Origin of the sequence: Leeuwenhoekiella sp. A16 (genome assembly GCF_047946675.1) — a bacterium.
GTDB lineage: Bacteria > Bacteroidota > Bacteroidia > Flavobacteriales > Flavobacteriaceae > Leeuwenhoekiella.
Window position 1 is genome coordinate 774,570 of sequence record NZ_CP172313.1, and the last position, 26,523, is coordinate 801,092.

Sequence of the window (26,523 nt, forward strand, 5' to 3'; positions counted from 1 at the left end):
CTTATTTTTTAGTACCTACAACCTGACCTTTAAACCTAAGGTCTATCATGCTATACGCTTCTAAACTTTTATCTTTTAAAGCCTTTTGGTGAAAAGCTTTATAATTATTGAATTTTGACTGTAGGTTCTCAATCTTTCCCAGATTGATCTTATAGTTTAACACTCGGGGCGTAAGTGTGTAGCTACCATTTTTAACTCTGGATATACCAACTATCTGTTTATTAAGAAACTCATCATTTTTAATAAACATTAAAAGCGGGTAAATCTCACTAAGATTTTCTTTTGTCACACCTTCTGCTATTGGCACTCGTGCCGAATAGTTTGTTGATAAAGGCATTGTCTCTCCTTTATCATCAATATAAAAAGGTTGTGCAGACTGAATGCGCGCTAGTGGCTTTCTCTGCTTAACATTTGCACCAATGACACCGTCTACAGTAATGTAAACATCTGCATCATAAATCATTGCATTAGCATCCAGCTTATCTTCAAGCTCTTTCAAAACTAGAATTTCTTTTCCCTTACCCGTGAGTGCTACATCACTTTGTATTAACAATTTATTAACTGCATCTTCAGTTATAAAAAGGTTTTGATCGCCTTCAAAATTCACCTTTATATTTTCTATTTTTCGCACTGCATTTCTCTTATTTGCAAAAGCGAACAAAAATCCCGCAACACAAACTATAACAAGCATCTTTATGTAAAACCAATTCACTTTCATACCGCTAAAAGATTGGTTATTTTTAATATTTCTTCACCTATATCTCCAGCTCCCATCATGACCTGAATTCTCGCGCCAGAGTTTTGCATGGCCTGAGAGAGCTTTTCTTTTGAAACTATTTGCTTTCGCGAAAGCTTAATCTGCTCTAAAAGATGTTGAGAATCAACACCAGCAATAGGTTCTTCGCGTGCGGGATAAATATCAAGCAGGATCACCTCATCAAACATTGATAAAGAATCGGCAAATTGAGGCATAAAATCGCGCGTACGACTGAATAAATGGGGCTGAAAAACCGCCAGAACCTGCTCCCCCGGATACATTTCTCTCACCGATTGATGCACGGCCTCGATCTCTGTAGGATGATGTGCGTAGTCATCAATAAGTATTAAATCATTTGTTTTTATGCGATACGTAAATCGCCTGTTTACACCTTTAAAATTAAATAACGCCCCGGCAAGGCTTGAAATTGGGCTTCCGTAAAGGATTGCCATCGCCAGGGCTGTTACCGCATTAGACAGGTTGTGCCTGCCTGGTAGGTTAAACACTAAATTTTCAAGAATCCCGTCAGGATAATGCAGATCAAAGTGATAAGCCCCGTCCTGAATTCTAATATTTTGAGCGCTGTATTGCGCATTATCATCAACTCCCACGGTTACTCCCTCAAGTGGAAGTCCGTTTTGTATAAATAAAGTTCCGCCTTCTACAACCTGATCTGCAAAGGCTTTAAAACCTTCTGTTAAGGCTTCGGCATCGCCATAAATATCAAGATGATCTGCATCCATAGAAGTGATGCAGGCGATATTGGGATGCAAATGCAAGAAAGAACGATCAAATTCATCTGCTTCTGCAACTATAACTTCACTTCCCTTTTGAATCAGATTACTGTTGTAATTTTCTGCAATCCCGCCTAAAAAAGCGGTTACCGGCGCACCTGTTTCAGCAAGCAGATGACCCAGAATGCTAGATGTTGTTGTTTTACCGTGTGTTCCTGCAACTGCAAGACAGAATGTTTGTTTTGAAATCAAGCCCAGAACTTCTGCACGTTTCTTAACGGCAAATTCATTCTGTAAAAAGAATTGGTAACCGGCATGTGATTTAGGAACGGCTGGCGTAAAAATTACCAGTGTTTCTGCCCGATTTTTAATGAATTCTGGCAGATTTTCTACTTCGTCTTTATAAGTGATCTCAATACCCAGATCTTCTAAAGCTCTTGTAACAGCTCCCGGAGTTTTATCATAACCCGCCACTGTTTTTCCTTCAGCATGAAAATAACGAGCCAGCGCACTCATGCCTATCCCGCCAATGCCGATGAAATACAAATACTTTATGTGATCGAGTTTTGTCAACTTAAGCCGTTTTCTTTTTATCTATTAATTTCTCTATCTCTATGATTATATCCTGAGTTGCGTTAGGCAAAGCCAGTTTTTTGATGTTTTTTGCCAGTTTCTGCCTCTTTTCGACCGATTTTATCAATTCTGAAAAAACTACTTCAAAACCGTCAATTTCTTTCTCCGGAAGGAGAATTGCACCATCCTGATCTGCGATGGCTTTTGCATTTTTTGTCTGGTGATCTTCTGCCACATTGGGCGATGGTATAAAAATTACCGGTTTACCCACGATGCATAATTCTGAAACCGAACTTGCTCCAGCTCTGCTAATAATTACATCTGCAGCGGCATAAGCCATATCCATTTGATTGATATACGCCATTACTTTTACATCTTCACTTTCCGCACTCTTGTATTCTTCATAATACAATTTCCCGGTTTGCCAGATCACCTGAACGTCCTGCTCTTTTATATAATCAAGCGTATCTGCAATTAACTTATTGATCGCTCTTGCACCTAAACTACCGCCCAGAACAAGTAGGGTGGGTTTTGTTGGGTCTATATTATATTTCGCGAAAGCTTCTTCTCTTTTTTCTGAAATACTAAGCAAATCCTGACGCACAGGATTTCCTGTTTTTACGATTTTGTCTAAAGGGAAAAATTTCTCCATCCCATCATAAGCGACACAAATTTTCTGAACCTTTTTTGCTAATAGTTTGTTGGTTATTCCCGCATATGAATTTTGCTCCTGAATTACAGCCGGAATGTTTTTGCGTGTCGCCATTTCTAATAACGGTCCGCTGGCAAAACCACCGGTACCTATAACAGCATCGGGTTTGAATTTTTTAATGATTTTAGCCGATTTTAGCAGGCTACTGACCAGTTTTATGGGGAAGGCAAGATTAGATAAAGTAAGCTTACGCTGAATACCGGCAATCCAAAGTCCTTCTATTTTGTAACCTGCCTGAGGTACTTTCTCCATTTCCATACGGTCGCTGGCGCCTACAAACAGGAATTCTGCCTGCGGATGTCTTGCTTTTAAAGCATCTGCAATAGCAATGGCCGGGTAGATATGCCCCCCGGTGCCGCCTCCTGATATGATGAATTTATAGGGCTTCACTTAAAATATCTAATGGATTTTGTTCACTTTCTTCTTTAATTCTTATCTCTTCTCTTTTTGCGCTTACGCTCAAAACGATACCTACAGAAAGGCAGGTCATCCAGATCGAGGTACCACCGCTACTCACAAGTGGCAGAGTTTGTCCCGTTACCGGAAATAATTCTACTGCTACCGCCATATTTATCAACGCCTGAAAAACTATGGGCAAACCAACTCCTACGGCGACAAGTTTCCCAAAGATCGTAGGTGATTTGTGAGCAACTATTACAATTCTAAACAGCAACAACAAGTAAAGTCCCATAAGTGTCAAGCCGCCTACAAGCCCCCATTCTTCTACTATTATCGCATAAATAAAATCTGATGATGACTGTGGTAAAAAATTCTTCTGTACACTTTTACCGGGTCCTAAGCCTATAACTCCGCCTGTAGCGATAGCTATTTTTGCTTTTTCTATTTGGTAATCCTCTTCTGTATCTTCGCCATTAGCAAAATTTTCTATTCTACTTGTCCATGTGTCTACCCGGTTAGGAAACACACCAGGAAATGCTCTCGCTGTTAAAATAAAAAGCGTCAAAATAAGCAGTCCTGCGCCTACTATAGCACCAAGATATTTCACAGGATAACCACCAAGAAATGTCAAAACCACAATCATAGCAAATATTATCGCGGTTGTAGAAAAGTTAGCAGGGAGTATTAAAGCCAGCACCAAGGCCACAGGCAACCATAACGGAACGATACTTTCTTTAAACGTGATAACCTGATCCTGTACTTTAGACAAGTATCTAGCTACATATACCATTAAAACCACGGCAGCAAGCGTAGATGTTTGAAAAGTGATTCCTACTACCGGTATTTTAATCCATCTACTGGCATTAGCACCGTCTATGGTTGTGCCTTGCGCCATTGTGACAATTAGCATTATAAAGATCACAGGAAGCATAATTATAGACAACCCTCTAAAATAATGATAGGGTATTCTATGTACACCGTATAAAATACCAAAGCCCAATACAAGATGCATAAGGTGCTTTATGAGATACTGAACGGTATCGCCATCCCCGCCATATAAGTAAGCAAGATTACTACTGGCACTGTACACCGGTAAAAAGGAAAATAGTGCCAAAAAAGCTACTACAGCCCAGATTGCCCGGTCTCCTTTAAGATTTATAAATATGTTGGTCTTGCTGGCCAAATTTGGTTTTTTATTTGTTTATAGATTGCGCACTGCATTTTTAAACTGACGCCCTCTGTCTTCGTAATTTTCAAAAAGGTCAAAGCTTGCACAAGCAGGAGAAAGCAAAACGCTATCGCCTTTGTGAGCGAGTTTGTATGCGATCTTTACAGCTTCGGTTATAGATTGTGTTTCTATAATAACTTCTACCATGTTAGAAAAAGTATCCATAAGCTTTTTGTTATCTACGCCCAGGCAGATAATAGCTTTCACCTTTTCATTCACAAGTGGGAAAAGATCATGATAATCATTCCCTTTATCTACTCCTCCTACAATCCAAACTGTGGGGGTTGTCATACTATCTAGCGCATAGAAAGTAGCATTTACATTTGTAGCTTTTGAGTCATTGACGTACTCAACGTTGTTGATCTTTAAAACATGTTCAAGTCTGTGCTCTACACCCTGAAAACCCTCAAGACTCTCTCTTATTGTGGCTTTACGAATGTTTAACAACCGTGATACCGTAGCCGCCGCCATAGCATTTTTAGCATTATGCGTACCTTTTAAAGAAAGATCTGTTGTTGACATATTAAATTTTTTATTACCTGTTGTTAGTATAATCTCGTTGTTAGCCAAATAGGCTCCTTGTTTTATTTCTTTTGAAACTGAAAATGGTAAAAGCTGTGATTTTACAGGATGCTCTTTTAACCAGTTTGTTATTACTTCATCATCTGCATCATAGATCAAATAATCATCTTCTGTCTGATTCATCGCTATGCGAAATTTTGAAGCGATGTAATTCTCAAATTTGTAATCATATCTGTCAAGATGATCTGGTGAAATGTTAGTTATAACCGCTATGTGTGGTGCAAAATCTATAACCCCGTCAAGCTGAAAACTACTTATCTCAAGCACATACGCATCCTGATCATTCTCTGCCACCATTTTTGCAAAACTGTCACCTATATTACCGGCAGCTGCCGCCTTTATACCTGCTTGTTGCAATATAAAAGCAGTAAGCATCGTGGTAGTTGTTTTACCATTACTCCCGGTGATTCCTATTAAGGTCGCATCTGTATATTTTGATGCGAATTCAATTTCAGAAATCACAGGAATATTTTTCGCTCTAAGCGCTTTTACAATTGGCGCTTTGTCTGGTATACCCGGACTCTTCATCACCAGGTCTGCATTGAGAATTATATCCTCGTTATGACCTAGCTCTTCCCATTCAATTCCAATATTTAAAAGAACGTCTTTATAGGTTTCTTTTATTTTTCCGAAGTCTGAAACAAAAACTTCATAACCTTTTTTCTTACCCAAAATAGCTGTACCAACACCTGATTCTCCCGCTCCTAGCACAACCAAACGCTTACACATTTACGATTGATTAGATTTATAATTTATTCGATTGCGAACTGTTTTAATTGACGCAACGGTTATAGCTACTAGTTCATCTCCTTCTTTATGCAACCTTTTTAATTCTTGTATCTCTTTATTTCCTAACTCCATTAAAATTTCTAACCAATACATGCTTTCATCTGCCTCTTCTTCCACAATTTTCAACTTGTTCAGAAAATCCTTGTTAGATTTAGCCCTGCAAGCAGCACGATAATTCGCTCCAACTGAAGCAGAACTTCTAATTAATTGTCGGCAATAAGCGTCAAAAGTCCTATCTCTTGGAATTTCTCTACAGAGCAAACCACAGTCAACAGCAATTCTTTTAGTGCGTTTTTTTATTACCTCTTGCATTATTAATCATTTATAAATCTTCATTCTGCAATCTTAAATCGCCAATCATTTTATCTCACTTTTAGTGTTACAATGGTGATAATTGCCAGTAAAATGCCGATAATCCAGAATCTGGTGACGATTTTACTTTCGTGTATTCCGCGTTTTTGATAATGATGATGTAAAGGCGACATCAAAAAAATGCGTCTTCCTTCTCCATGTTTCTTTCTGGTATATTTAAACCAACTCACCTGCATCATTACCGATAGTGTTTCCATAAAGAAAACTCCGCATAAAACAGGTATCAATAATTCTTTCCGTATTGCGATAGCTATGACAGCTATTATTCCGCCAATTGTAAGACTCCCGGTATCACCCATAAAAACCTGCGCCGGGTAGGTGTTGTACCAGAGAAAACCTACCAAGGCCCCCACAAACGCAGTGATATAAATTACCATCTCGCCGGTACGCGGGATGTACATTACATTGAGATAATCACTGAAAACAATATTGCCCGAAACCCATGCAAAAATGCCCAAAGTGAGCACAATAATAGCCGAAGATCCCGCTGCTAGTCCGTCGATACCGTCAGTAAGATTGGCACCATTTGAAACCGCGGTAACAATGAAAATCACTATGGGAATAAAAATTAACCACGCGTATTTTACATAGTCTTCACCTAACCAACCTATCAGCCGGCTGTAGTCAAACTCGTTGTCTTTAGTGAATGGAATGGTGGTAGTTAAAGCTTTTTCTTCAGAATTAAATTCACCCACAGAATTCTGCGTTATTTTCTCCTGACTGTATTTAGGATTTATAATTTCTTTTTTAATAGTAACATCTGGATGAAAAAACATCGTAACGCCTACAATAATCCCAAGCCCTACCTGACCTACGATTTTAAAATTACCATGTAAACCATCTTTATTTTTCTGCTTGATCTTTAAATAATCATCCAGAAAACCAATTGCTCCCATCCACAGTGTTGTGACAATTAAAAGAATTACATAAATATTATCAAGCTTTGCAAAAAGCAGCACCGGTATGAGCGTTGCCATAATTATAATAATACCACCCATTGTAGGAGTACCGGCTTTTTCTACCTGACCTTCAAGACCAAGGTCTCTTATAGACTCGCCAAGTTGTTTTTTCTGTAGATAAAGAATTATGCGCTTACCCCAAATTGTAGAAATTGCCAGTGATAACAATATCGCCATTGCAGCTCTGAAGGATATAAACCCAAACAATCCGGCTCCCGGGAGGCCGTATGTTTTTTCCAGATAATTAAAAAGGTAATATAGCATGTCTGTAATTTGTTTCCCACGTGATCTGGGAACGTCTTTATTTATTTAATTTCTTCAAGGTTTCAAGTACAATCTTATAATCATCAAAGTCTGTACGCTTGCCATTAACTTCCTGATACGTCTCATGTCCTTTCCCGGCGATTAAAATGATGTCATTCTCATTTGCGAGTTGACATGCCGATTTAATTGCCTGCTCGCGGTTTGTGATAGAAACCACTTTTTTAAAATTCTGTGGTTCTACTCCTTTTTCAATTTCTTTTATAATAGTCTCAGGATCTTCAGTACGAGGATTGTCACTGGTGAAAATTGTATGTGTACTTAAAGCTGAAGCGATATGTCCCATTTTTGGGCGCTTTGTTCTATCTCTGTCTCCGCCACAACCCACAACAGTAATAAGTTGCTCATTTTTAGTACGGATATCATTAATTGTTTCCAGCACATTTTTAAGCGCATCTGGTGTATGTGCGTAATCTACAATTGCTGTGATTTTTGATGGCGAAATAAAATATTGAAACCGGCCGCTAACGCTTTCCAGTTCACTTAGTAACTGTAAAGCCTCAAGTTTATCAAGACCTAATTCTTCTGCGGCAGCGTAAATAGCAAGTACATTATAGGCGTTAAAAGAACCTATCAATTTTACCCAAACTTCATGCTCCTGCACCTTTAAAAGCAATCCTGTAAATTGATTCTCTAAAATCTGCGCGTGATAATCTGCAAATGATTTTAAAGCATAAGTAAGCTTGCGCGCTTTAGTATTTTGAAGCATTACCAGCCCATTCTTATCGTCTATGTTTGAAATTGCAAAAGCAGTCTTAGGCAGATTATCAAAAAAAGATTTTTTCACATCCCTGTATTCTGCGAAGCTTGAATGGTAATCAAGATGATCGTGTGTAAGATTTGTAAAAACCCCACCTGCAAATTCTAAACCTTGTGTGCGTTTTTGATGAATACCGTGAGAACTTACTTCCATAAAGCAATATTCTACACCAGCTTCGTTCATCTCCAGCAAGTACTTATTTATCGTAAGAGGATCTGGCGTCGTATGCGTTGCGGGATGCTCTTTATCACCTACCAGAATTTTTACTGTTGAAAGTAAACCCGCTTTAAAACCTGCTTTAGTAAATAATTGATGCAATAAAGTAGCAATAGTGGTTTTACCATTAGTGCCGGTTATACCAACCAGCTTGAGGTTTTGAGACGGGGTTCCATAAAAATTGGAAGCCATAATAGCTAAAGCCGAAGCTGTATCTATAGTTTGTACGTAAGTAATACCATTAACAAAATTATCGGGTAATTCTTCACAAATAATGGCTAAAGCACCCTTATTTTCGGCCGTTTTTATATAATCATGACCATCAGATTTTGTCCCTCGCACAGCGACAAAAACATCGTCCATCCCGATCTTACGCGAGTCAAATTGAATCTCACGCACGGCAATAGCCGTACTTCCCACTACAGATTCTAGTGATACTTTATACAATATGTCTTTTAACTGTATCAAGATAACTGAAGTATGATTTGTTGATTCTTTTCTACTTTTCCGCCAGGTTTTAGTGACTGATTCTTCACCTTCCCTGTACCGCTAAATTTCACTTTCAGCCCTAAATTCTCAAGCAGAGCCACAGCATCCATACCGCTCATCCCTTTTACATCTGGCACCGTGCTGTATTTCTTTTGAGCTTTTGTATAGAAATTCTCAAAATCTGTATTTATCGAAGATGTATTCTCATCTGCAAGTTTTACCTCATCTACAACCGGCGTATCTGTATATACTTTTTGCGCGATCTTTTTAAACACGGGCGCAGAAACGATATTACCATAATACCCTATACTTTTCTTAGGCTTATGAATGACAACAATGCACGAATATTTAGGATTATCTGCAGGAAAATAACCGGCAAATGAAGCGATATATCGGTTAGGTTCTATCCAATATTCGGTTTGACAGGTTCCTGTTTTGCCCGCCATAGAAAATGCCGGAGTATAAATATTTTTAGCCGTTCCCCGCTCTACAACATGCTTCATCATGTCTTTAACCTTAGCTATTGTTTCCTTTGAACAGATCGCCGGATTTATAACTTCTTTTTCAAACTTTTCTACCGAAACATCCCACTTTTTGATCTCTTTTATAAATCGAGGTTTTACCATCTCCCCATCATTAGCTATCGCATTGTAGAAAGTAAGTGTTTGCAAGGGCGTTATAGCTACACCGTAACCAAAGGCCATCCAGGGCAAAGTTGTACCGTACCAGTTCTTATCACCGGGATAAGGAAACCTGGGGTTGCCTTCTCCTTTAATAGAAAGACCCAATTTCTCATTAAGACCCATATTATAAAGACGCTTTAAAAAACGTTTAGGATCATCTTTATAACTTCCGTTTATCAATTTGGCGAAAGCCGTATTTGAAGAAAGCTCAAAGGCTTTTGCAGCAGAAATCTTACCGTAACCACCCCAGTGCGAATCGTAAACTGTGCGATTGTAAAATTTTACCCGGCCGTTTTCTGTATCTACCACCGTGCTGCTGTCTATTACTTTATCTTCAAGCGCAGCAACCATGGCCATTAACTTAAAAGTAGATCCCGGCTCAGCAGCTTCATAAACCGCATAATTGCGATCTTCGTAATATTTACCGTCTTCAGTTCTACCCAGATTAGAAATAGCTTTTATTTCACCGGTTTTCGTTTCCATAACAACCACGCAACCGTGATCAGCTTCAAAGTGCTCTAAAGCTTCAAGCAGAGAATGATGTGCTATATCCTGAATATTTGCGTCTATTGTAGAAATAACATCATAGCCATCCTGAGGCTCAACAATGTTATCTATGCCAATGGGTTTCCACTGGCCTTTACCTATGCGTTGCTTTAATCTTCTCCCTTCAGTTCCTTCAAGATAATTATCAAAAGCGCCTTCAAGTCCCACACGGGTTTTATGACCCGCCTCATCTTTACGCACATAACCAATAGTACGCTCAGCGATTTTATCTAAGGCATGCTCTCTTACCGTATGTTGCTCTGAAATAATACCACCTTTATAAGGGCCTTTATTAAATAATGGAAGTGATTTTATCTCCAGATATTTAGAATATCCAATATTTTTACCAATAAATAAATAGCGATTGTGATTTGCTCTCGCTTTACGCAGCCTGTCTATGTGGTACGACGGCGTATTACCTAAAAGTCTTGAAAGACCTTTACCCAGATCTTTTATATTAGCTTCAAAATCTTCAGCTTTAGGAGCCAAAGCGTCAAACCTTATCTCATATTTAGGCACAGAAGTAGCAAGCAAACTACCGTCACCAGCATATAGGTTACCGCGGTTTGCAGGAATATCAAACATCTTCTCTGTACGCGCCTCTGCTAACTCCTTATATTTTTCGCCTTGAGCGAACTGAATATTGATGAGTTTAAACGCGACGAAGAAGGCGAAGATGAACATACCTCCTGCCACAAAATACATCCGGTTTAATATGTCCTTCTCGCTTACTGCCATTAGAACTTTACTCTTTTGTTTTTACTTTAATTTTTTTAGGCGGAACTTGTGATGGTTTTATGCCTTGTGGCGAAATGCGCCGTGTAATAGCGCTTTCCATTTTTAACCGCCGTACTGCAAGCCGCGTGTCTACAAACTCGCTGCGCAGTTCTTTTACTTCTGAGCTCAACTTTGAGATCTTATGTACTTTTTTATCTGCACTGTGCGAACTCGCAATCATCACAATTGCCAGCACAGACAGAAAGATTATCATACGCCAGTTCTTGATCGCATCATCACTGATGAGAAACTTCCCCTTGAGAATATGATAAATACCTTCTTTCATTATATTAAATGCGCTCTGCCACTCTTAACTTAGCACTGCGCGCTCTGTTATTTAATTTGATCTCCTCTTTAGAGGGAACTATTAAACCGTTCACCTTTTTAAAAGGAACGGTAAAATTGCCAAACATGTCTTTTTCAGGCTCCCCTTCAAAAAGACCGTTACGCATATATCGCTTAACAAGCCTGTCCTCAAGAGAATGATATGAGATTAAACTCAACCTGCCCCCGGGTTTCAAAAGCTGCTCCGTTTGTTGCAAAAACTCTTTCAACACCGCCAATTCCTGATTAACTTCTATGCGAATAGCCTGATACACTTGAGCTAAAACTTTATTCTCCCTGTTCTTTGGCAAAAAAGGACTCAAAATCTCCTTAAGCTCATCTGTTGTTTTTACAGCATTATCCTTTCGCTTAGAAACTATTGTTCTCGCAATTTTAGGAGCACTTCGCAGTTCGCCATATTGCAAAAGAACACTTGCCAGATCACCTTCAGCATATTCATTTACCACATGATAAGCAGACAGCTTGCTATTTTGATCCATCCGCATATCGAGAGAAGCTTCAAAACGTGTTGAAAAACCACGCTCTGCAACGTCAAACTGATGTGAAGACACACCAAAATCACCTAAAATTCCATCTACATGAGAAAGACCGTAAAAGCGCAAAAAGCGCTTTATATGCCTAAAATTCTCATTAATAAGCGTAAACCGCTCATCATCTATTTTATTTAAAAGAGCGTCTTGATCCTGATCAAAAGCATACAACTTCCCATTCTCTCCTAACCTGCTTAAAATCTCTCGAGAATGACCACCACCACCAAATGTGACATCAACATATACGCCGTCTGGCTTAATATTGAGTCCATCAACAGTTTCTTTTAGTAAAACCGGGTTATGATAATCCATCAGGTATTTCTATTTGATCTCCCATCACATCTTCTGCAAGCGATGCAAAATCATCTGCATCAACATCTATAGCCTGCTCATATTTGTCCTTATCCCAGATCTCTATAATATTAACCTGAGACGCTAAAACAATCTCTTTATCTATAGCCGCAAAACCCACAAGATCTTTTGGGATTAACAAACGACCAGACGAATCTGCCTCAACAATTTTAACGCCCGCGGTAAACTTGCGGATGAAATCGTTATTCTTTTTTACAAAGCGATTGAGTTTATTGATTTTTTGCATCAATATTTCCCACTCTGTCATAGGATACAACTCTAAACAATTCTGAAACAATGACCGCTTTAGCACAAAACCATTCTGTAGAACCGGAGCCAACTGCTTCTTTAAAGCAGTGGGAACCATGAGCCTACCTTTGGCATCTACTTTACATTCATATGTCCCGGTAAAATTGAGCAAGGAAGAATTGAGATTTTAGCATTTACAAATTCAAATATAGAGAATTTATTACCACATTTTACCACTTTCTACCACTTTGTTGATAAATCACCCCACTTGTTGATTAAAGCTGTAGTTATCAACAATTAGGTTTTGAGGTCAATGATTGATTATAAGTTTACTAGTACTTCTTGAACCTGATTCCCGTTATTAAGTGATTCAATTAGGTGTAAATGTCTATATTTGTCACCAAGCCTGTTGCTGACCAACTATGAAGCACGAATTAAAAACCGAAGGTAAATTTACCTATCTAGAAGCCGGTGAGGGAACCCCAATCGTTATCCTTCACGGCCTAATGGGCGGGCTAAGTAATTTTGATGGTGTTACAGATTATTTCTCACAAGTGGGATACAAGATCGTCATCCCTGAGCTGCCTATTTACTCTACTCCACTTATAAAAACCGGAGTTAAAACCTTTGCAAAATACCTCAATGACTTTTTAAAATTTAAAGGTTATAAGGAAGTTATTTTACTGGGTAATTCTCTGGGAGGGCACATTGCCCTTTACCACACAAAACTTTATCCTAAAGTGATGAAGGCTCTTGTAATTACCGGAAGTTCTGGTCTTTATGAAAGCGCTATGGGAGAAAGCTATCCTAAACGTGGTGATTATGAATATATCCGCAAAAAGGCAGAAGATGTATTTTACGATCCTAAGATAGCAACAAAAGAAATTGTAGATGATGTTTACAACACCGTTAATGATCGCAATAAACTTTTAAAAACTTTGGCTATAGCCAAAAGTGCCATTCGTCATAACATGGCTCAGGATCTTCCCCACATGCCTACTCCTACATGCATAATCTGGGGTAAAAATGATAACGTTACTCCTCCAGAAGTTGCAGAAGATTTTAATAAGCTTTTACCTGATTCTGACCTGTTCTGGATAGATGAATGCGGCCACGCCGCGATGATGGAAAAACCGGAGGAATTCAATCAAATTTTCCATAATTGGCTTAAAAAACGAAATTTTTAAGCGAAAGCTATGCAAATTAAATCGGCAGAATTTTTAGTAAGCAATTCAAGTGTGGCAAAGTGCCCGCAAGACAGGCTGCCAGAATATGCTTTTATAGGACGATCTAATGTAGGTAAATCATCACTTATCAACATGATAACAGATCGTAAAAATCTAGCAAAAACCTCCTCCAGACCAGGAAAAACGCAATTAATCAACCATTTTTTGATCAATAAGAACTGGTATCTGGTAGATTTACCCGGTTATGGTTACGCAAGAGTCTCTAAAAAAGCTAAGAAGGAATTTCAAAAATTTATCACTAATTATTTTGAAGAGCGAGAGCAACTTGTTTCTGCTTTTGTTCTAATAGACTGCAGGCATGAGCCTCAACCTATAGATCGGGAGTTCATCCAATATCTGGGAGAAAGTCAAATACCTTTTTCTATTATTTTTACTAAAGCTGACAAACTGAAGCCCAAAGCACTTGAAAAGAATATTGAAGCCTATAAACAATCTTTACTTGAAGGAGCCTGGGAAGAAATGCCGAATTATTTTGTAAGCAGCGCAGCTCACGGTTCTGGCAAGGATGAAATTCTCAATTACATAGGCGACATCAATGAGCAGCTTAAAGAAGCTTAAGCAAGTCTTTCTTTAATCCTAGTGATCAACTGTCGAGAATTCATAAGTGTATCTAATTCATGAGGATGAATTAAGACTTCTATTGCATCATTCATAACCACAAGAACTACAGGAAATTGATAGTGTGGCAGAAATTTAGAAGCAAACGCTTTCTGAAACTCCTGCTTATGATAAAACTCCATCGTGTAACCAGATTTCTTTCTAAAATCCTTCCAGAGTTTCTTTTCACCTAAAAAGCCATGCGTTATTTTGCAAAGAGAGCAGGCGTATGTTTCTGGTTTGAGCAGCTTATGTAAAGTATCTGCCAGCCCATTTGCAACGCCCGCTTCTGCATTATATACAAAGAGAAGTTTTTCTCTCTGCATTAATTTTTCTTGATCTCCAGCTTTTCTGCAAAATACTCACAGAAATCGTGCATTGTAGCGGTCATTTTCTCATCACCTGTAGCGCGGTTAAAGGTTTCTGCCATACCTACTAAAGTTTGATGAAAGAAAACCTTCATCTCATCTACCGGCATATCTTTCGTCCACAGGTCAATTCTTGCAGCTTCTTGCTTTTTGTGATCCCAGAGTGAAAGCATAATCGCCTTTGCAGGTTCATTGTGCACACCACCATCAGGAGCATTCCAGCTTATATTTTCCGGAACTCGATTTTCATCAAGTTCTACATTAAGTTGAATCTGTGTTTTTATAGTATCTGCCATTATTTACTTGGTTTATATTTTGCGTTTTCAAAAATTTCATCTGTCGTTTTGCCCGAAAGCATTTGCAGAGGTACATTATTTTTTTTCATGTAAGAGCTCACGATTTGCCATCCTATATATCTTCCTAACCGCGGTGGGGAATCATTATCAAACTCCAGATAGAATTTAGAAAATGGTGCCGGGTTTATAAAGCGCTCCAGCAATTTACTGTCTGTTTCAAAAAGTAACTGGCGCTCTACAAAGTATGTCCATATATTAACCTCATTTTCTTCTGCCCATTCTAACTGATCTGGCGTGTATGAGATTATTTCATTATTCGCTTTAAGCGAAAGCAACTCCTGCATAATATAAAGTCGTTTTCCCTGGTATATTATTTCGTCTAAAAACCGACGTTTTGCAGGACGCTTTATTAATTTTTTCGCGAAAGCTGAGGCTACATCTACCGGTATCTGCTCTTTATTAAAGTTTTGCGAGTAGAATTGTTGTATACCTTTATAAAACCTGTGATCACTGCCCAGATATGTATCAAGGGCTACTATTAAAAGTGAATCTGCCAGAATAACCTTATTGTGATAATCTACGTCTGACGTAATGGTAACAACGGTAGGCAGGGTCGTTTTAGGGAAATAGTATTTTATGTGTTTATATAAGAGATCAAGCTCTTCCATTTCCTCATTAAAGTCAGGAAACTTTTGCTCAACCTCATTATTAAGTTCATTTTGCAGCGTGTCATTTAATTTCTTCTCCCAAAATGAAGTATCATAGCGCTCTGGGAACAAATAAGGGTACTTCTTTATCAACTGCGGCAGACCTGTTGTGTCTGCACTTGCAAACTCACGATCAAATCGTTCCAGCTGTAGATTTACATGAATTTTTGCAATTTCTTCAGGAACTTGTTTATCTTCATTGCAGGATACAAAAGCGATCAAAAAAATCAGGCAAAACACACAAAAAAATCGCGTAAAGTGGCACGCTTTCAAGCCAAAATTTTTAAAATTTAGTATTTTCACCATCCATAAGAAAATTGCGCCGCAAAGGTAGTATTTACAATTCATTAAAATAAGACTCTATGCAAACAGAAAAAGTTATAGACCATATCGTAAACTGGCTGAAAGACTATGCAATTAACGCTAACATAAGCGGCTTTGTTGTAGGAGTTAGCGGCGGTATTGACAGCGCGGTAACCTCAAGCCTTTGTGCCAAAACAGGACTACGCACTCTTTGTGTTGAGATGCCTATACACCAGCCACCCTCACACGTAACGCGAGCTCAAGAGCATATTGCACAGTTAAAAATGAGATTTGCTAATGTAAGCGATGTACGCGTTAATCTTACAGATACTTTTGAGTCACTTAAAAGCGCATTACCAGCTGCAGCAGATAGTGGTGAATTAAACCTTACACTCGCAAATACCAGGGCGCGATTAAGAATGAGCACGCTTTATTATTTTGCCGGTTTGCATAATTATCTTGTTGCCGGGACAGGAAATAAAGTAGAAGATTTTGGCGTAGGTTTTTATACTAAATATGGAGATGGCGGAGTAGATCTAAGCCCAATAGCAGATCTTATGAAATCTGAAGTTTATGAAATTGCTAAAGTGCTTGAAGTACCTAACAGCATTCATATCGCAAAACCTTCTGACGGGTTATGGGCAGATGACAGAAGTGATGAAGACCAAATAGGTGCAAGTTATGACGAGCTAGAATGGGCTATGACAATGGATCAATCTGGCAAAAAAGCATCAGACTTTTATGGTCGTGAGAGACAGGTTTTGGAAATCTTCAAGGTATTCAATACGTCAAATAAGCATAAAATGCTGCCAATACCAGTGTGCGAGATTCCATCTAATCTTAAATAACTATGCTTTTGTCCTTTATATTTACATAAACTAACCAAACATATCTTAAAAATTTGGTCGATTCTCAATAAACCAAATATATTTACACGAAAGTAGTAACACTAACCAATGACCAACCTTGCAATTGCAGATCATCATCCTATTATAAAAGAAGGGCTTCAGCACATTCTTAACAGGGAAGACTATACCATTGTTAACTTAATTGTTGACGGTGAAAATCTTATTGAACAATTAGCAAGCGAGGTGCCAGATCTTTTAATTCTAGAGATTGATCTTCCTAATTTATTAGGCTTATCTGCAATTAAAAAAATAAGACGTGAATTTCCCGGTATTAAAATTTTAATATTCAGCACCCATCCTGAAGAAATGTACGCGCTTAGCGCTATAAAATCAGGAGCTATGGGTTACGTAGGCAAATCATCAGATATTGAGGTCATCGTAAAAGCTATAGAGCAGGTTTGTAAAGGCGGTATTTACATCAATAATGACCTAACGCAAATGCTCTCTAATACGCATACGTCTACGTCAAATCTAGCTTACAAGTACAAAAAACTGTCGAGCAGAGAGATCGAGGTTCTCAATTTACTTTCTTCAGGTAAACGAAATAAAGACATTGCTGAAACTTTGAAGATAAACGAGAAAACGGTGAGTACTTATAAAACCAGACTGCTTAAGAAACTTGATGCAAGCAGCCTTGCAGAATTGATACAGCAAGCGAGACTTTTACAGACATCTGACCTATAAATAAGGCATAATTACCAGATTTCTCTTTTTAGCAATAAGAACTTCTAATTCCTTATAATCTCTTATTTCTTCAAGAACTTCTCTAGCAGAACCTGCTTGATTCTCTTTAATAGACTGCATTAACTCATGCATTTTGCCCTGTATTAAATAATGCCGCAGATTTAAAAGCGTTTGTATGGTCTCTATATCTGCATTGTCTTTAAGACTTTTTACATAGATCTCCTGCGTATCCCACCTGTGAAGCGTATGCTTTTCAACCTCTAGAATAATAGAAGATATTTGCTCGGTTTCTTTAAGCATTCCCTCCCCTTTCCATTGATCTACGCGTATATCGCCCTCACCGCGGTTTAAAAGATCTATCAATATGTAATATATTTTCTGAAATTCAGGATTTGCAAATTCTACTTCATCTTCCTGTAGATCGAGATATATCTTTTCATAAATAAGCAATTCTCTCTTTACATCCTGCTCTACTAACTTCCCATCCTTATCAGTTTCAATGGCTATGTCATCAAAAATGATGGGGTCTTTAGCATAAAGCGTAAGCAATTTTATGATATTCTGCTCTAGCTCAAACTGTCTCTGAAATTTCTCTGCCGGGGCTTTCTCAACCACTTTCATGGCCGGCTTAGCTTTTTCAGATTTTGGTGGTACGCCTTTTTTATCCTTGTTGCGTATTTGTGCTAACGTATCAAATAGTACAGCCTCCTTTATATCCATAATGCGGGCGCACTCCTGTACATACACCTCACGCTTGATCACATCTGGGATTTTTGAGATACTCTCTACCATATCTCTAATAAGACCGGCTTTTTTTACAGGATCACCTTTTGCTTCTTCTACAAGCAACGAGGCTTTGTACTGTATAAAATCTTTAGCATTCTCTTCAAGGTATTCTTTAACTTCGGGCAGTGTATGCTTTCGCGAAAAGCTATCAGGATCTTCCCCTTGAGGAAAAGAACAAACCTTTACGTTCATCCCTTCTTCCAGAATGAGGTCAATACCTCGTAATGATGCTCGCTGTCCCGCTGCATCCCCATCAAATAAAACAGTGATATTTGGCGTAAGCCGGTTGATTAAACGTATCTGGTCTGGCGTTAGAGCCGTTCCGGAAGATGCTACAACGTTCTCTACACCTAATTGATGCATTTGTATTACATCTGTATAACCTTCTACCAGGAAACAGTTATCTTCTTTTGCGATTGATTGTTTTGCATGGTAAATACCGTACAGTACTTTGCTTTTATGGTAAATATCACTTTCCGGACTATTGAGATATTTTGCTGCTTTCTTGTCGCTTGTTAAAATACGCCCACCGAAGCCTAAAATCCGCCCAGATAGTGACTGAATCGGGAACATAACTCGACCTTTAAAACGATCAAACTGCTTTTCTTCTTTTACAATTGTAAGTCCGGTTTTTTCAAGAAATTCTAATTTGTATCCTTTTCGTATCGCTTCGCTCGTAAAAGCATCCCACGTATCTGGGGAATAACCAAGTTGGAATTTTTCTATAGTTTCGCTCGTAAAACCTCTTTCTTTAAAGTAGCTCAGGCCAATTGCCTTGCCGGCTTCTGTGTTTAAAAGAGTTTTATGAAAATAATCTTTTGCAAACTCGCTCACCACATATAAACTCTCGCGTGCATCTGCTAATTCTTTCTGCTCATCTGTTTGCTCTGTTTCTTCTATCTCAATATTGTACTTTCTAGCAAGATATTTTATGGCTTCAGGATACGTAAAATGCTCATGCTCCATTAAAAAAGCAACAGCATTACCTCCTTTTCCACTTGAGAAATCCTTCCAGATCTGTTTTACAGGAGACACCATAAAACTAGGTGTGCGCTCATCACTAAACGGACTCAAACCTTTAAAGTTACTTCCTGACTTTTTAAGCTGAACAAAATCACCTATCACCTCCTCAACACGAGCGGCGTCAAATACATTATCTATAGTGGTTTTTGAGATCAAAAAATCTGCTATTTAAGGAATTTTGAAATGTAGTAGTTTCTGCAAAAATAACATTAACGCGTGACATTAAATAGAAAATTTGAAATAGAAGAGACCTATAAGTAAATCAGGGATTAGAGAAGTTAGTATTTAAAAAAACCTACAAGGTTTTTAAAACCTTGCAGGTTCTATATATTGAAGTTCAATCACTATTCTACAACTATCCTATTAAAAGAATTAATTTCATAAATATTTGACATGGAGTATATGTCACTAATTTTAGCTTTTAAACCGGAGGAGATCTTCATGCAACAGTCTTACTAATACCCATAAAAAACCTACAAGGTTTCTAAACCTTGCAGGTTTGTATAATTCCCCCTTTGGGGGCCAGGGGGCTAATCTACATCAAATCTCACACCTAGAGAGACATTATGCTGCTCTGTAGGATTATCTTTAAAAATAGTATTAAGATCGTATTTCGCATAAAGTGCAATCTCGCCCCAGGCCACATAACCACTAAGACCATAAATAAGATTATTAGTGTTGTAATTGCGTTTTAGCTTGTCTTTTTGATTATTTCCGTTTTCCTCGTATTTCAGTTTTTGAATGGTCAACAGGTTTAAACCTGCATAACCACCAAGCCCAATTTTAAACTTGTCCTGCGTAGAATACCTAAAATAATCGTCATGTTCTATTTTTTTAGAAGGCCCAAACTCAAAGTGAACAGGAAAAACCAGATTATCCATTCTCAACTTAGCCTTATCAAGATTATACGGAAATGTCTCCAGCACCGTTTGATCACCCTGCTCTACCAGATATTGATTGTCATCTATTTTTAACCCATTAAACTGAAACGAAAAACCATATTTAAAACGCAACCAGTTTGAATTGTCGAAAACACGAGTTTTCCAGGCCCAGCCTAATTCAAAAAAGCGGCTTCCTCCTATTTTGTATGGAGAATCATCAAGCGATTGCCCTTTAATGATCGCGTTATTAAAACCTACCCCCATCACAAGCGTAGAATATGTACGGCGGTCGTACACCCTTTTTATTTTGACCTCGTTACCATCGTTGTCTTTAAATTCAAAAAAGTGATCTTTCCCAAAGATGCGTAGCGTAAAACTGCTATTTTTATTTTCGTCCAGATCTGCATTGCGCTTGTACAGATCAATTTGCTTGTCAAGAATAGTTAATTGATCTTCTATATTTCTAGCGTGTCTTTCTGCGGCTTCTTTTTTAAGATCTCTCGCCTCTGCGAAACCTATCTCTCCTTCATCCAGCCTTTTGTTTATAGCTTCTACTTCGCTTTTTAACTGCTCACGCTCGCTGTCACGTATTTCTTGTTTTTTCGCTTCAAGCTGTTCTATTTTTTCCTTTACAGGAACTTCCTGCGCATTTAAATTTTGGCCAATGAGTGACATGGTCGCCATAATGGCGAGAATAATAATGTTCTTCATAATGATTGTTTTTTGCTTCCTGATCGAGAAGATCTGGAAATGATTGATTGATGAATGAATCTCCTTTTTACAATTGATTCTACTAATTATTACGATCTGCAACGGCCTCGCGTGCTTTATAGAATCCGTCTTTTAGCGCTTCAAAGACTTTATCTCTAAATGAGCGGTCGAGTTCCTGCTCTACATCCATAAGGAGTGCGTTTGCATCGACCTTGCGGGTTTGTTCGTCATAAATACGTTCTTTATAAATTTCTTCTTCGGCCTGTTTTAACAAAGCGTCTATTTCTGCATCTGTCACGGCGGTATTCTGCTCTTCTAAGGCATTATACTTTTGTAGAAGTTCATTAACCTTAGTATTGATCGCCGGTTGTACTTCATTAATCACTTCTTCTTTGGGCGAATTACTATTCTCTGCTATTTCTGATTTTTGCTCAGTTTTAACCGGTTTTTGCTCTTTAAAAGCGATTTTTTCCGGAGTAACCGGTAATTGTCTGGAATCTACAGGTTTATTTATTTCTTCTTTTTTTACTTCTACAACTTGTTCTTTTGATTTACTTTCTTCAACTAATTCTGTCTTATCGTTTTCTATAGATTCTGCCTCAATCGGAGTTTCTACAAGCACTGGCGTGTCAATCGCATTATCTTCTTTTAAAAGAAATAAAACGCCTGCGCCAATAATCCCAATAAAGCAAGCCGCAGCTAATATTCGGCCATAATTAACCGATTTTTGCTCTTTTTTAGCGGTTTTTAAACCACTTTCTATAGCATCCCAGCTTTTAGCACTGGGTTTTATAGTGCGCCCATCTAACTTCTCTTTTATATTTTCTTCAAACTTCATCGGTGCCATAGTAATAGCTGTTAGATTCTTTTAACCTCAATATTTTTAACTTATTCATTCACCTCTTTTGCTCGCACATCAAAAACCTTGATTTTTTGCTGAAGCATTTTCCGCGCTTTAAACAGTTGAGATTTTGAAGTATTTTCTGAGATATTTAAAATTTCTGCGATCTCAGTGTGTTTATATCCTTCTACCGCAAACATTACAAAAACCGCCCGGTAGCCTTCTGGCAAACTATCAATCAGCTGTTGTATGTGCTCAACTTCAAGTGTGCTGTCTACATTATTGTAAACGGCTCCTGTTTTCTCAACTTCGTAATCGCTGAACTTGATCTTGTTCTGCTGCCGTAAATAAGAAATTGACTCTCTTACCATGATCTTGCGCACCCAACCTTCAAAACTGCCTTCATGCTTGTAACTTTCTAAGTGCTTAAACACTTTTAAAAATCCGTTGCACATAGCCTCTTCTGCTTGTTGCAAGTCTGCAATATATTGCCTGCAAACGCTGAGCATTCTCCCGGCATGCTTCTCATATAATTTACGTTGCGCTTCTCTATCCTCACGAATAGCTTTACGTATGAGCTGTTTTTCATTATGAATGATAGAGATAACTTTCACGCGAGATGGTTTTTAAAAAACGCTTTCAATTATATAGACGCACCATTTTTAAAAAAGGTTGCCTGAGGTGGTAATTTTTTTTGAAAGTACTAAAAATATTTTGGGCTTATGATTCTCCTTTTGCAGCGAAAAGAGAAATAGGTAAAGCGTGCCTCTAATTATAAAAGACGGAATCAGGAATTTTCTTGCCTTACTCCACCCAGTTATTCAATTCATATTTTCTTCTCCATTTACTATCAACTCGTTCTAGAATAAGAGTTTTGCCTTCGCTGCCTTGAGCTAGCATTATATAAGCCAGATTTTTTTCTTTGTTGAAGATCGGAATGCTGAATTTGACAACACTATAGTTTGCTGTTTCTGCATTTAAGCTATCTACCATTTTCAAAATTAAATTATCGGGAACTCCCTTTTGAACCAGTCCTTTTAGATCAAATATTCTAAATCCAAAATCAGCTAGTCTATCCAAATCCAATTTTGCGTTATTAATCCTTTGTTGGTTGACAAAAGTAGTATCCATTATGTGCAGCGTATCAGCTATAAATTTAGTTAGGCTAATAGTTTTTTCTGAATTTTTAGGATCTCTTGGTAAAATAGGCGGCATCATATAGCCGCTACCAAAATTTGAAATTAGTTGTTTTCTGGACATTAAAATTTTCAGATCGGTTGTATCAGACAGGATTTCATTTAAAAATTCAAGTTTGAATTCATCTGATATTTCAGGAAGTGCTTTCTCCTTCTCACAAGAATAAAAGATTAAAACTGCAATTATTAAAATTACTTTTCTCAAAGGAGTACAATTATATTTTATTTCGCTTAAAGCGAAAAGCTATCCCAGTGATTCTTATTTCTTACGGTCTATGACATAATTGACCATAAGCTCAAGCGAGTCGCGATAAACTGAAGGTGGATATTTAGCGAGCATAAGAAGTGCTTCCTGCTGAAGTTCTTTCATCTTGGTAACTGCATAATCAAGACCGCCCTTATCTTTTACAAAAGCGATAACCTCATTGACACGCTTTTTATCTTTATTGTGATTCTTCACAGAATTGATAAGCCAGGATTTCTCTTTAGGAGTGCTATTATTAATCGCATAAATGAGCGGAAGCGTCATTTTTTGCTCCTTAATATCGATGCCTGTGGGTTTACCTATTTTCTCCTGACCGTAATCAAAAAGATCATCTTTTATCTGAAAGGCAAGGCCTATGAGTTCACCAAACTTGCGCATGTGCTTTATATCTCCTTTACCGCTATGTATAGCGGCGGCGCCCATAGCACAACAAGCAGCAATAAGTGTTGCAGTTTTCTGGCGTATGATCTCAAAGTAGATTTCTTCTGTAATATCGAGGCGGCGTGCTTTTTCTATTTGCAGCAGTTCGCCTTCACTCATTTCGCGTACAGCGACAGAAATTATGGCAAGCAGATCAAAATCTTCATTATCGATGGAAAGTAAAAGCCCCTTAGAAAGTAGAAAATCACCCACCAGAACTGCGATTTTGTTCTTCCAAAGTGCATTTAGTGAAAAGAAACCTCTGCGTCTATAGCTCTCATCAACCACATCATCGTGCACCAAAGTGGCGGTGTGAATAAGCTCTATCACAGATGCGCCCCGATACGTGCGATCATTGATCACTTCGCCGCCCAGCATTTTAGCAACGAGAAACACAAACATGGGTCGCATTTGCTTCCCTTTTCTGTTTACAATATAATGTGTGATGCGGTTAAGCAGCGGCACTTTAGACTTCATAGCAAGGGAGAACTTTTGTTCAAAAAGTTCCATCTCATGCGCTATGGGCTGCTTAATCTGTTCTACTACTTTCATACAGGCCGTAAATATAGCCTAAATAGCGGAAATGTTAAATGATGTATTATGCGCCTTTGTTTGCAAGCTGGCCACAAGCGGCATCTATATCTTTACCACGAGAGCGGCGCACGGTGGCAGTTATTCCTTTTTCTTCAAGTCTGGAAACATACCTGTCTATTGCAGAAGCGTCTGCCTGCTGAAACATACCATCATCTATAGGGTTGTATTCTATAAGATTCACCTTACTTGGCACCGCGAGACAGAAATCTATTAAAGCCTCAATATCCTGATAACGGTCATTTATACCGTCCCAAATCACATATTCATAGGTGATCTTTTTACCGGTTTTTGCATACCAGTAAATAAGAGCTTCTTTTAGATCTTTTAAAGGCATTTGCTCATTAAAAGGCATGATCTCTGTACGCACCTCATCAAGGGCTGAGTGCAAAGAAACAGCAAGGTTAAATTTTACCTCGTCATCTGCCATTTTTTTAATGATCTTAGGCACCCCTGAAGTTGAAACGGTTATACGCTTAGGAGACATACCCAGCCCACCATCTGCAGAAGTGATCTTATCTATTGCCGCCACAACATTTTTGTAGTTCATCAGGGGCTCTCCCATGCCCATAAAAACAATATTAGACAACGGGCGGTCATGGTATAAACGGCTTTGTCTGTCTATTGCAACCACCTGATCAAAAATCTCATCAGGATTTAAGTTACGCATGCGTTTAAGTCGTGCTGTAGCGCAGAATTTACAATTTAAGCTGCAACCCACTTGCGAAGAAACACAGGCTGTCGTACGGGATTTTGTAGGGATAAGTACAGATTCTACAATAAGATTATCGTGCAGCTTTACGGCATTTTTAATTGTACCGTCATTGCTGCGCTGCATGTGATCTACTTTTATATGATTGATCACAAAATGCTCATCAAGAAAAGCGCGTGTTTCTTTTGAGAGATTGGTCATATCATCAAAGCTGTGCGCTCCTTTATTCCATAACCACTCGTATACCTGATTACCTCTAAAGGCTTTTTCTCCTTTACTTGTAAAGTATTCTCTTAGCTGTTCTCTTGTAAGTGAACGTATGTCTTTTTTTGTCTGTACCACGCGGCAAAGTTACCAATTTATTCTCAGCGGTTTATTATTCTAATTATTGAGTGCTGAGACCGATTTTTGATGATTTTAGTCCGATTTTTAGTTATTCCTGACAGATTTTTTTTTCGTGTAAACGAAATATCAAAAATGTACTGAAATGTGAATAGAAATAAAAAATCCCCAATTAGTACTAACCGGGGATTTTAATATTATTTGAAATGCTATTAAAGAATAAGCATCGCGTCACCGTACGTGTAGAATTTATAACCTTCTTTTACAGCTTCGTCATATGCTCTCTTCATGAAATCATGACCTGCAAATGCAGAAACCATCATCAACAATGTTGATTTAGGTGTGTGGAAGTTTGTTACCATACAGTTTGCAATACTAAAGTCATATGGAGGGAATATGAACTTATTAGTCCACCCGCCAAATTCATTTAAAGTATGATTAGAGCTTACCGCACTTTCTAAAACACGCATTACAGTTGTACCAACTGCACAAATTCTGCGTCTTTCACCTATCGCTTTATTGATAACTGCAGTTGCATCTTTTTTAATATAAGCCTCTTCGCTATCCATTTTGTGCTTAGACAGATCTTCTACCTCAACAGGGCTAAAAGTTCCTAAACCTACGTGAAGAGTAACTTCGGCAAAATCTACACCTTTAATTTCTAAACGCTTTAATAAGTGCTTAGAGAAGTGTAAACCGGCAGTAGGAGCCGCTACAGCGCCTTCTTCTTTAGCATAAATAGTTTGATAACGCTCTGCATCATCTGGTTCTACTTCACGCTTAATGTATTTAGGTAATGGTGTCTCACCAAGTTCTGTGAGCTTATTTCTAAACTCTTCATAAGAACCATCATATAGAAAACGCAATGTTCTACCTCTTGATGTTGTATTATCTATAACCTCAGCTACCAGACTCTCATCATCGCCAAAGTAAAGCTTGTTACCTATTCTTATTTTACGTGCAGGGTCTACAAGAACGTCCCAAAGTCTGGTTTCAGAGTTAAGTTCGCGAAGAAGGAACACTTCAATACGCGCACCTGTTTTTTCTTTGTTACCGTATAAACGTGCAGGAAAAACCTTAGTATTATTAAGCACCATCACATCATTGGGCTCAAAATAATCTATAAGATCTTTAAAATGTTTGTGCTCAATGGTTTGAGTCTTGCGATTAAGAACCATCAATCTGGCTTCATCCCTGTTTTCAGCAGGGTACTCGGCCAATAATTCTTTCGGCAAGTCAAAATTAAAATGTGAAAGTTTCATTCCCATGGAAT

At 38.2% G+C, this 26,523-nt stretch carries 27 protein-coding genes; 4 read left to right on the forward strand and 23 right to left on the reverse strand.

What is annotated here, in order from left to right:
* Position 1: 1 nt before the first annotated feature.
* The 12 genes from ACH3O9_RS03330 to mraZ are packed head-to-tail and all read right to left on the reverse strand — an operon-like array spanning position 2 to position 12,544.
* Entirely contained in the window at positions 2–718 is a 717-nt protein-coding gene (locus ACH3O9_RS03330; protein ID WP_416444376.1) for a cell division protein FtsQ/DivIB, read from the reverse strand.
* Positions 715–2,064 carry a UDP-N-acetylmuramate--L-alanine ligase gene (gene murC, locus ACH3O9_RS03335; RefSeq protein ID WP_416444378.1) on the reverse strand — a complete coding sequence of 450 codons (1,350 nt, stop codon included), beginning with the start codon at positions 2,062–2,064 and terminating at the stop codon, positions 715–717. Before murC ends, ACH3O9_RS03330 begins: the two co-directional genes overlap by 4 nt.
* A gap of 1 nt (position 2,065) precedes the next feature.
* Positions 2,066–3,166 carry an undecaprenyldiphospho-muramoylpentapeptide beta-N-acetylglucosaminyltransferase gene (murG, locus tag ACH3O9_RS03340; protein WP_416444380.1) on the reverse strand — a complete coding sequence of 367 codons (1,101 nt, stop codon included), beginning with the start codon at positions 3,164–3,166 and terminating at the stop codon, positions 2,066–2,068.
* The gene (locus ACH3O9_RS03345; protein WP_416444382.1) at positions 3,153–4,358 is read right to left on the reverse strand and encodes an FtsW/RodA/SpoVE family cell cycle protein; all 1,206 of its coding nucleotides are present in this window, start codon (positions 4,356–4,358) and stop codon (positions 3,153–3,155) included. The genes murG and ACH3O9_RS03345 overlap by 14 nt, the downstream gene beginning before the upstream one ends.
* Positions 4,359–4,376: 18 nt before the next feature.
* Positions 4,377–5,714, reverse strand: a complete 1,338-nt coding sequence (gene murD, locus ACH3O9_RS03350; RefSeq protein ID WP_416444384.1) for a UDP-N-acetylmuramoyl-L-alanine--D-glutamate ligase — start codon at positions 5,712–5,714, stop codon at positions 4,377–4,379.
* On the reverse strand, positions 5,715–6,086 hold the full coding sequence (locus ACH3O9_RS03355) for a four helix bundle protein (RefSeq protein WP_416444386.1): 372 nt from the start codon (positions 6,084–6,086) through the stop codon (positions 5,715–5,717).
* 50 nt (positions 6,087–6,136) lie between these two features.
* A complete protein-coding gene (gene mraY / locus ACH3O9_RS03360) occupies positions 6,137–7,369 on the reverse strand; it encodes a phospho-N-acetylmuramoyl-pentapeptide-transferase (RefSeq protein WP_416444388.1) in 1,233 nt (410 codons plus the stop codon).
* 37 nt (positions 7,370–7,406) lie between these two features.
* Positions 7,407–8,870 carry a UDP-N-acetylmuramoyl-L-alanyl-D-glutamate--2,6-diaminopimelate ligase gene (locus tag ACH3O9_RS03365; protein WP_416444390.1) on the reverse strand — a complete coding sequence of 488 codons (1,464 nt, stop codon included), beginning with the start codon at positions 8,868–8,870 and terminating at the stop codon, positions 7,407–7,409.
* Positions 8,867–10,858 carry a penicillin-binding protein gene (locus ACH3O9_RS03370; RefSeq protein ID WP_416444392.1) on the reverse strand — a complete coding sequence of 664 codons (1,992 nt, stop codon included), beginning with the start codon at positions 10,856–10,858 and terminating at the stop codon, positions 8,867–8,869. Before ACH3O9_RS03370 ends, ACH3O9_RS03365 begins: the two co-directional genes overlap by 4 nt.
* Positions 10,859–10,865: 7 nt before the next feature.
* Positions 10,866–11,183: an FtsL-like putative cell division protein gene (locus tag ACH3O9_RS03375; RefSeq protein WP_416444394.1), complete on the reverse strand. Its 318-nt coding sequence runs from the start codon at positions 11,181–11,183 to the stop codon at positions 10,866–10,868.
* A gap of 4 nt (positions 11,184–11,187) precedes the next feature.
* Positions 11,188–12,084, reverse strand: a complete 897-nt coding sequence (gene rsmH / locus ACH3O9_RS03380) for a 16S rRNA (cytosine(1402)-N(4))-methyltransferase RsmH (RefSeq protein ID WP_416444396.1) — start codon at positions 12,082–12,084, stop codon at positions 11,188–11,190.
* Positions 12,071–12,544 (reverse strand): division/cell wall cluster transcriptional repressor MraZ, encoded by a 474-nt coding sequence (gene mraZ, locus ACH3O9_RS03385; RefSeq protein WP_416444398.1) that lies wholly within the window; start codon positions 12,542–12,544, stop codon positions 12,071–12,073. The genes rsmH and mraZ overlap by 14 nt, the downstream gene beginning before the upstream one ends.
* 250 nt (positions 12,545–12,794) lie before the next feature.
* Between mraZ and ACH3O9_RS03390 the strand changes: the two genes are divergently transcribed.
* Positions 12,795–13,559 (forward strand): alpha/beta fold hydrolase, encoded by a 765-nt coding sequence (locus ACH3O9_RS03390; protein WP_416444400.1) that lies wholly within the window; start codon positions 12,795–12,797, stop codon positions 13,557–13,559.
* Between the two features lie 9 nt (positions 13,560–13,568).
* Positions 13,569–14,177, forward strand: a complete 609-nt coding sequence (gene yihA, locus ACH3O9_RS03395) for a ribosome biogenesis GTP-binding protein YihA/YsxC (protein WP_416444402.1) — start codon at positions 13,569–13,571, stop codon at positions 14,175–14,177.
* On the opposite strand, the gene ACH3O9_RS03400 is transcribed toward yihA, so the two are convergent.
* The 3 genes from ACH3O9_RS03400 to gldB are packed head-to-tail and all read right to left on the reverse strand — an operon-like array spanning position 14,174 to position 15,809.
* The gene (locus ACH3O9_RS03400; protein ID WP_416444404.1) at positions 14,174–14,542 is read right to left on the reverse strand and encodes a GTPase; all 369 of its coding nucleotides are present in this window, start codon (positions 14,540–14,542) and stop codon (positions 14,174–14,176) included. The two genes, yihA and ACH3O9_RS03400, sit on opposite strands and share 4 nt — an antisense overlap.
* Positions 14,542–14,880: a gliding motility protein GldC gene (gene gldC / locus ACH3O9_RS03405; protein ID WP_416444406.1), complete on the reverse strand. Its 339-nt coding sequence runs from the start codon at positions 14,878–14,880 to the stop codon at positions 14,542–14,544. Before gldC ends, ACH3O9_RS03400 begins: the two co-directional genes overlap by 1 nt.
* Positions 14,880–15,809 carry a gliding motility lipoprotein GldB gene (gldB, locus tag ACH3O9_RS03410; RefSeq protein ID WP_416444408.1) on the reverse strand — a complete coding sequence of 310 codons (930 nt, stop codon included), beginning with the start codon at positions 15,807–15,809 and terminating at the stop codon, positions 14,880–14,882. The genes gldC and gldB overlap by 1 nt, the downstream gene beginning before the upstream one ends.
* A 140-nt stretch (positions 15,810–15,949) precedes the next feature.
* Here gldB and nadE point away from each other — a divergent pair, with 140 nt between their 5' ends.
* Both nadE and ACH3O9_RS03420 read left to right on the forward strand, forming a co-directional pair.
* Entirely contained in the window at positions 15,950–16,738 is a 789-nt protein-coding gene (gene nadE, locus ACH3O9_RS03415) for an NAD(+) synthase (RefSeq protein WP_416444410.1), read from the forward strand.
* A gap of 108 nt (positions 16,739–16,846) precedes the next feature.
* Entirely contained in the window at positions 16,847–17,482 is a 636-nt protein-coding gene (locus ACH3O9_RS03420) for a response regulator (RefSeq protein WP_416444412.1), read from the forward strand.
* On the opposite strand, the gene dnaG is transcribed toward ACH3O9_RS03420, so the two are convergent.
* The 8 genes from dnaG to queA form a co-directional block, all read right to left on the reverse strand.
* Positions 17,477–19,447: a DNA primase gene (dnaG, locus tag ACH3O9_RS03425; RefSeq protein WP_416444414.1), complete on the reverse strand. Its 1,971-nt coding sequence runs from the start codon at positions 19,445–19,447 to the stop codon at positions 17,477–17,479. The two genes, ACH3O9_RS03420 and dnaG, sit on opposite strands and share 6 nt — an antisense overlap.
* Before the next feature lie 374 nt (positions 19,448–19,821).
* A complete protein-coding gene (locus ACH3O9_RS03430; RefSeq protein ID WP_416444416.1) occupies positions 19,822–20,883 on the reverse strand; it encodes a hypothetical protein in 1,062 nt (353 codons plus the stop codon).
* A gap of 82 nt (positions 20,884–20,965) precedes the next feature.
* Positions 20,966–21,730 carry a hypothetical protein gene (locus ACH3O9_RS03435; protein ID WP_416444418.1) on the reverse strand — a complete coding sequence of 255 codons (765 nt, stop codon included), beginning with the start codon at positions 21,728–21,730 and terminating at the stop codon, positions 20,966–20,968.
* A 41-nt stretch (positions 21,731–21,771) separates the two neighbouring features.
* A complete protein-coding gene (locus tag ACH3O9_RS03440) occupies positions 21,772–22,338 on the reverse strand; it encodes an RNA polymerase sigma factor (RefSeq protein WP_416444420.1) in 567 nt (188 codons plus the stop codon).
* Between the two features lie 190 nt (positions 22,339–22,528).
* Positions 22,529–23,125 (reverse strand): hypothetical protein, encoded by a 597-nt coding sequence (locus ACH3O9_RS03445; RefSeq protein WP_416444422.1) that lies wholly within the window; start codon positions 23,123–23,125, stop codon positions 22,529–22,531.
* A gap of 54 nt (positions 23,126–23,179) precedes the next feature.
* Complete coding sequence (locus tag ACH3O9_RS03450) at positions 23,180–24,157, reverse strand: polyprenyl synthetase family protein (protein WP_416444424.1); 978 nt, start codon at positions 24,155–24,157, stop codon at positions 23,180–23,182.
* A gap of 46 nt (positions 24,158–24,203) precedes the next feature.
* Positions 24,204–25,250, reverse strand: a complete 1,047-nt coding sequence (gene rlmN / locus ACH3O9_RS03455) for a 23S rRNA (adenine(2503)-C(2))-methyltransferase RlmN (protein WP_416444426.1) — start codon at positions 25,248–25,250, stop codon at positions 24,204–24,206.
* A 212-nt stretch (positions 25,251–25,462) separates the two neighbouring features.
* Positions 25,463–26,512, reverse strand: coding sequence for a tRNA preQ1(34) S-adenosylmethionine ribosyltransferase-isomerase QueA (queA, locus tag ACH3O9_RS03460; RefSeq protein WP_416446618.1), 1,050 nt, complete (start codon positions 26,510–26,512; stop codon positions 25,463–25,465).
* Positions 26,513–26,523 lie beyond the last annotated feature (11 nt).

Excerpts from the sequence above, each read along its gene's own strand:
- ACH3O9_RS03330 (WP_416444376.1), bottom strand. The coding sequence starts at position 718 with ATGAAAGTGAATTGGTTTTACATAAAGATGCTTGTTATAGTTTGTGTT.
- murD (WP_416444384.1), bottom strand. The coding sequence starts at position 5,714 with ATGTGTAAGCGTTTGGTTGTGCTAGGAGCGGGAGAATCAGGTGTTGGT.
- ACH3O9_RS03355 (WP_416444386.1), bottom strand. The coding sequence starts at position 6,086 with ATGCAAGAGGTAATAAAAAAACGCACTAAAAGAATTGCTGTTGACTGT.
- mraY (WP_416444388.1), bottom strand. The coding sequence starts at position 7,369 with ATGCTATATTACCTTTTTAATTATCTGGAAAAAACATACGGCCTCCCG.
- ACH3O9_RS03370 (WP_416444392.1), bottom strand. The coding sequence starts at position 10,858 with ATGGCAGTAAGCGAGAAGGACATATTAAACCGGATGTATTTTGTGGCA.
- ACH3O9_RS03375 (WP_416444394.1), bottom strand. The coding sequence starts at position 11,183 with ATGAAAGAAGGTATTTATCATATTCTCAAGGGGAAGTTTCTCATCAGT.
- rsmH (WP_416444396.1), bottom strand. The coding sequence starts at position 12,084 with ATGGATTATCATAACCCGGTTTTACTAAAAGAAACTGTTGATGGACTC.
- ACH3O9_RS03390 (WP_416444400.1), top strand. The coding sequence starts at position 12,795 with ATGAAGCACGAATTAAAAACCGAAGGTAAATTTACCTATCTAGAAGCC.
- yihA (WP_416444402.1), top strand. The coding sequence starts at position 13,569 with ATGCAAATTAAATCGGCAGAATTTTTAGTAAGCAATTCAAGTGTGGCA.
- ACH3O9_RS03400 (WP_416444404.1), bottom strand. The coding sequence starts at position 14,542 with ATGCAGAGAGAAAAACTTCTCTTTGTATATAATGCAGAAGCGGGCGTT.
- gldC (WP_416444406.1), bottom strand. The coding sequence starts at position 14,880 with ATGGCAGATACTATAAAAACACAGATTCAACTTAATGTAGAACTTGAT.
- nadE (WP_416444410.1), top strand. The coding sequence starts at position 15,950 with ATGCAAACAGAAAAAGTTATAGACCATATCGTAAACTGGCTGAAAGAC.
- ACH3O9_RS03420 (WP_416444412.1), top strand. The coding sequence starts at position 16,847 with ATGACCAACCTTGCAATTGCAGATCATCATCCTATTATAAAAGAAGGG.
- ACH3O9_RS03430 (WP_416444416.1), bottom strand. The coding sequence starts at position 20,883 with ATGAAGAACATTATTATTCTCGCCATTATGGCGACCATGTCACTCATT.
- ACH3O9_RS03435 (WP_416444418.1), bottom strand. The coding sequence starts at position 21,730 with ATGGCACCGATGAAGTTTGAAGAAAATATAAAAGAGAAGTTAGATGGG.
- ACH3O9_RS03450 (WP_416444424.1), bottom strand. The coding sequence starts at position 24,157 with ATGAAAGTAGTAGAACAGATTAAGCAGCCCATAGCGCATGAGATGGAA.
- queA (WP_416446618.1), bottom strand. The coding sequence starts at position 26,512 with ATGAAACTTTCACATTTTAATTTTGACTTGCCGAAAGAATTATTGGCC.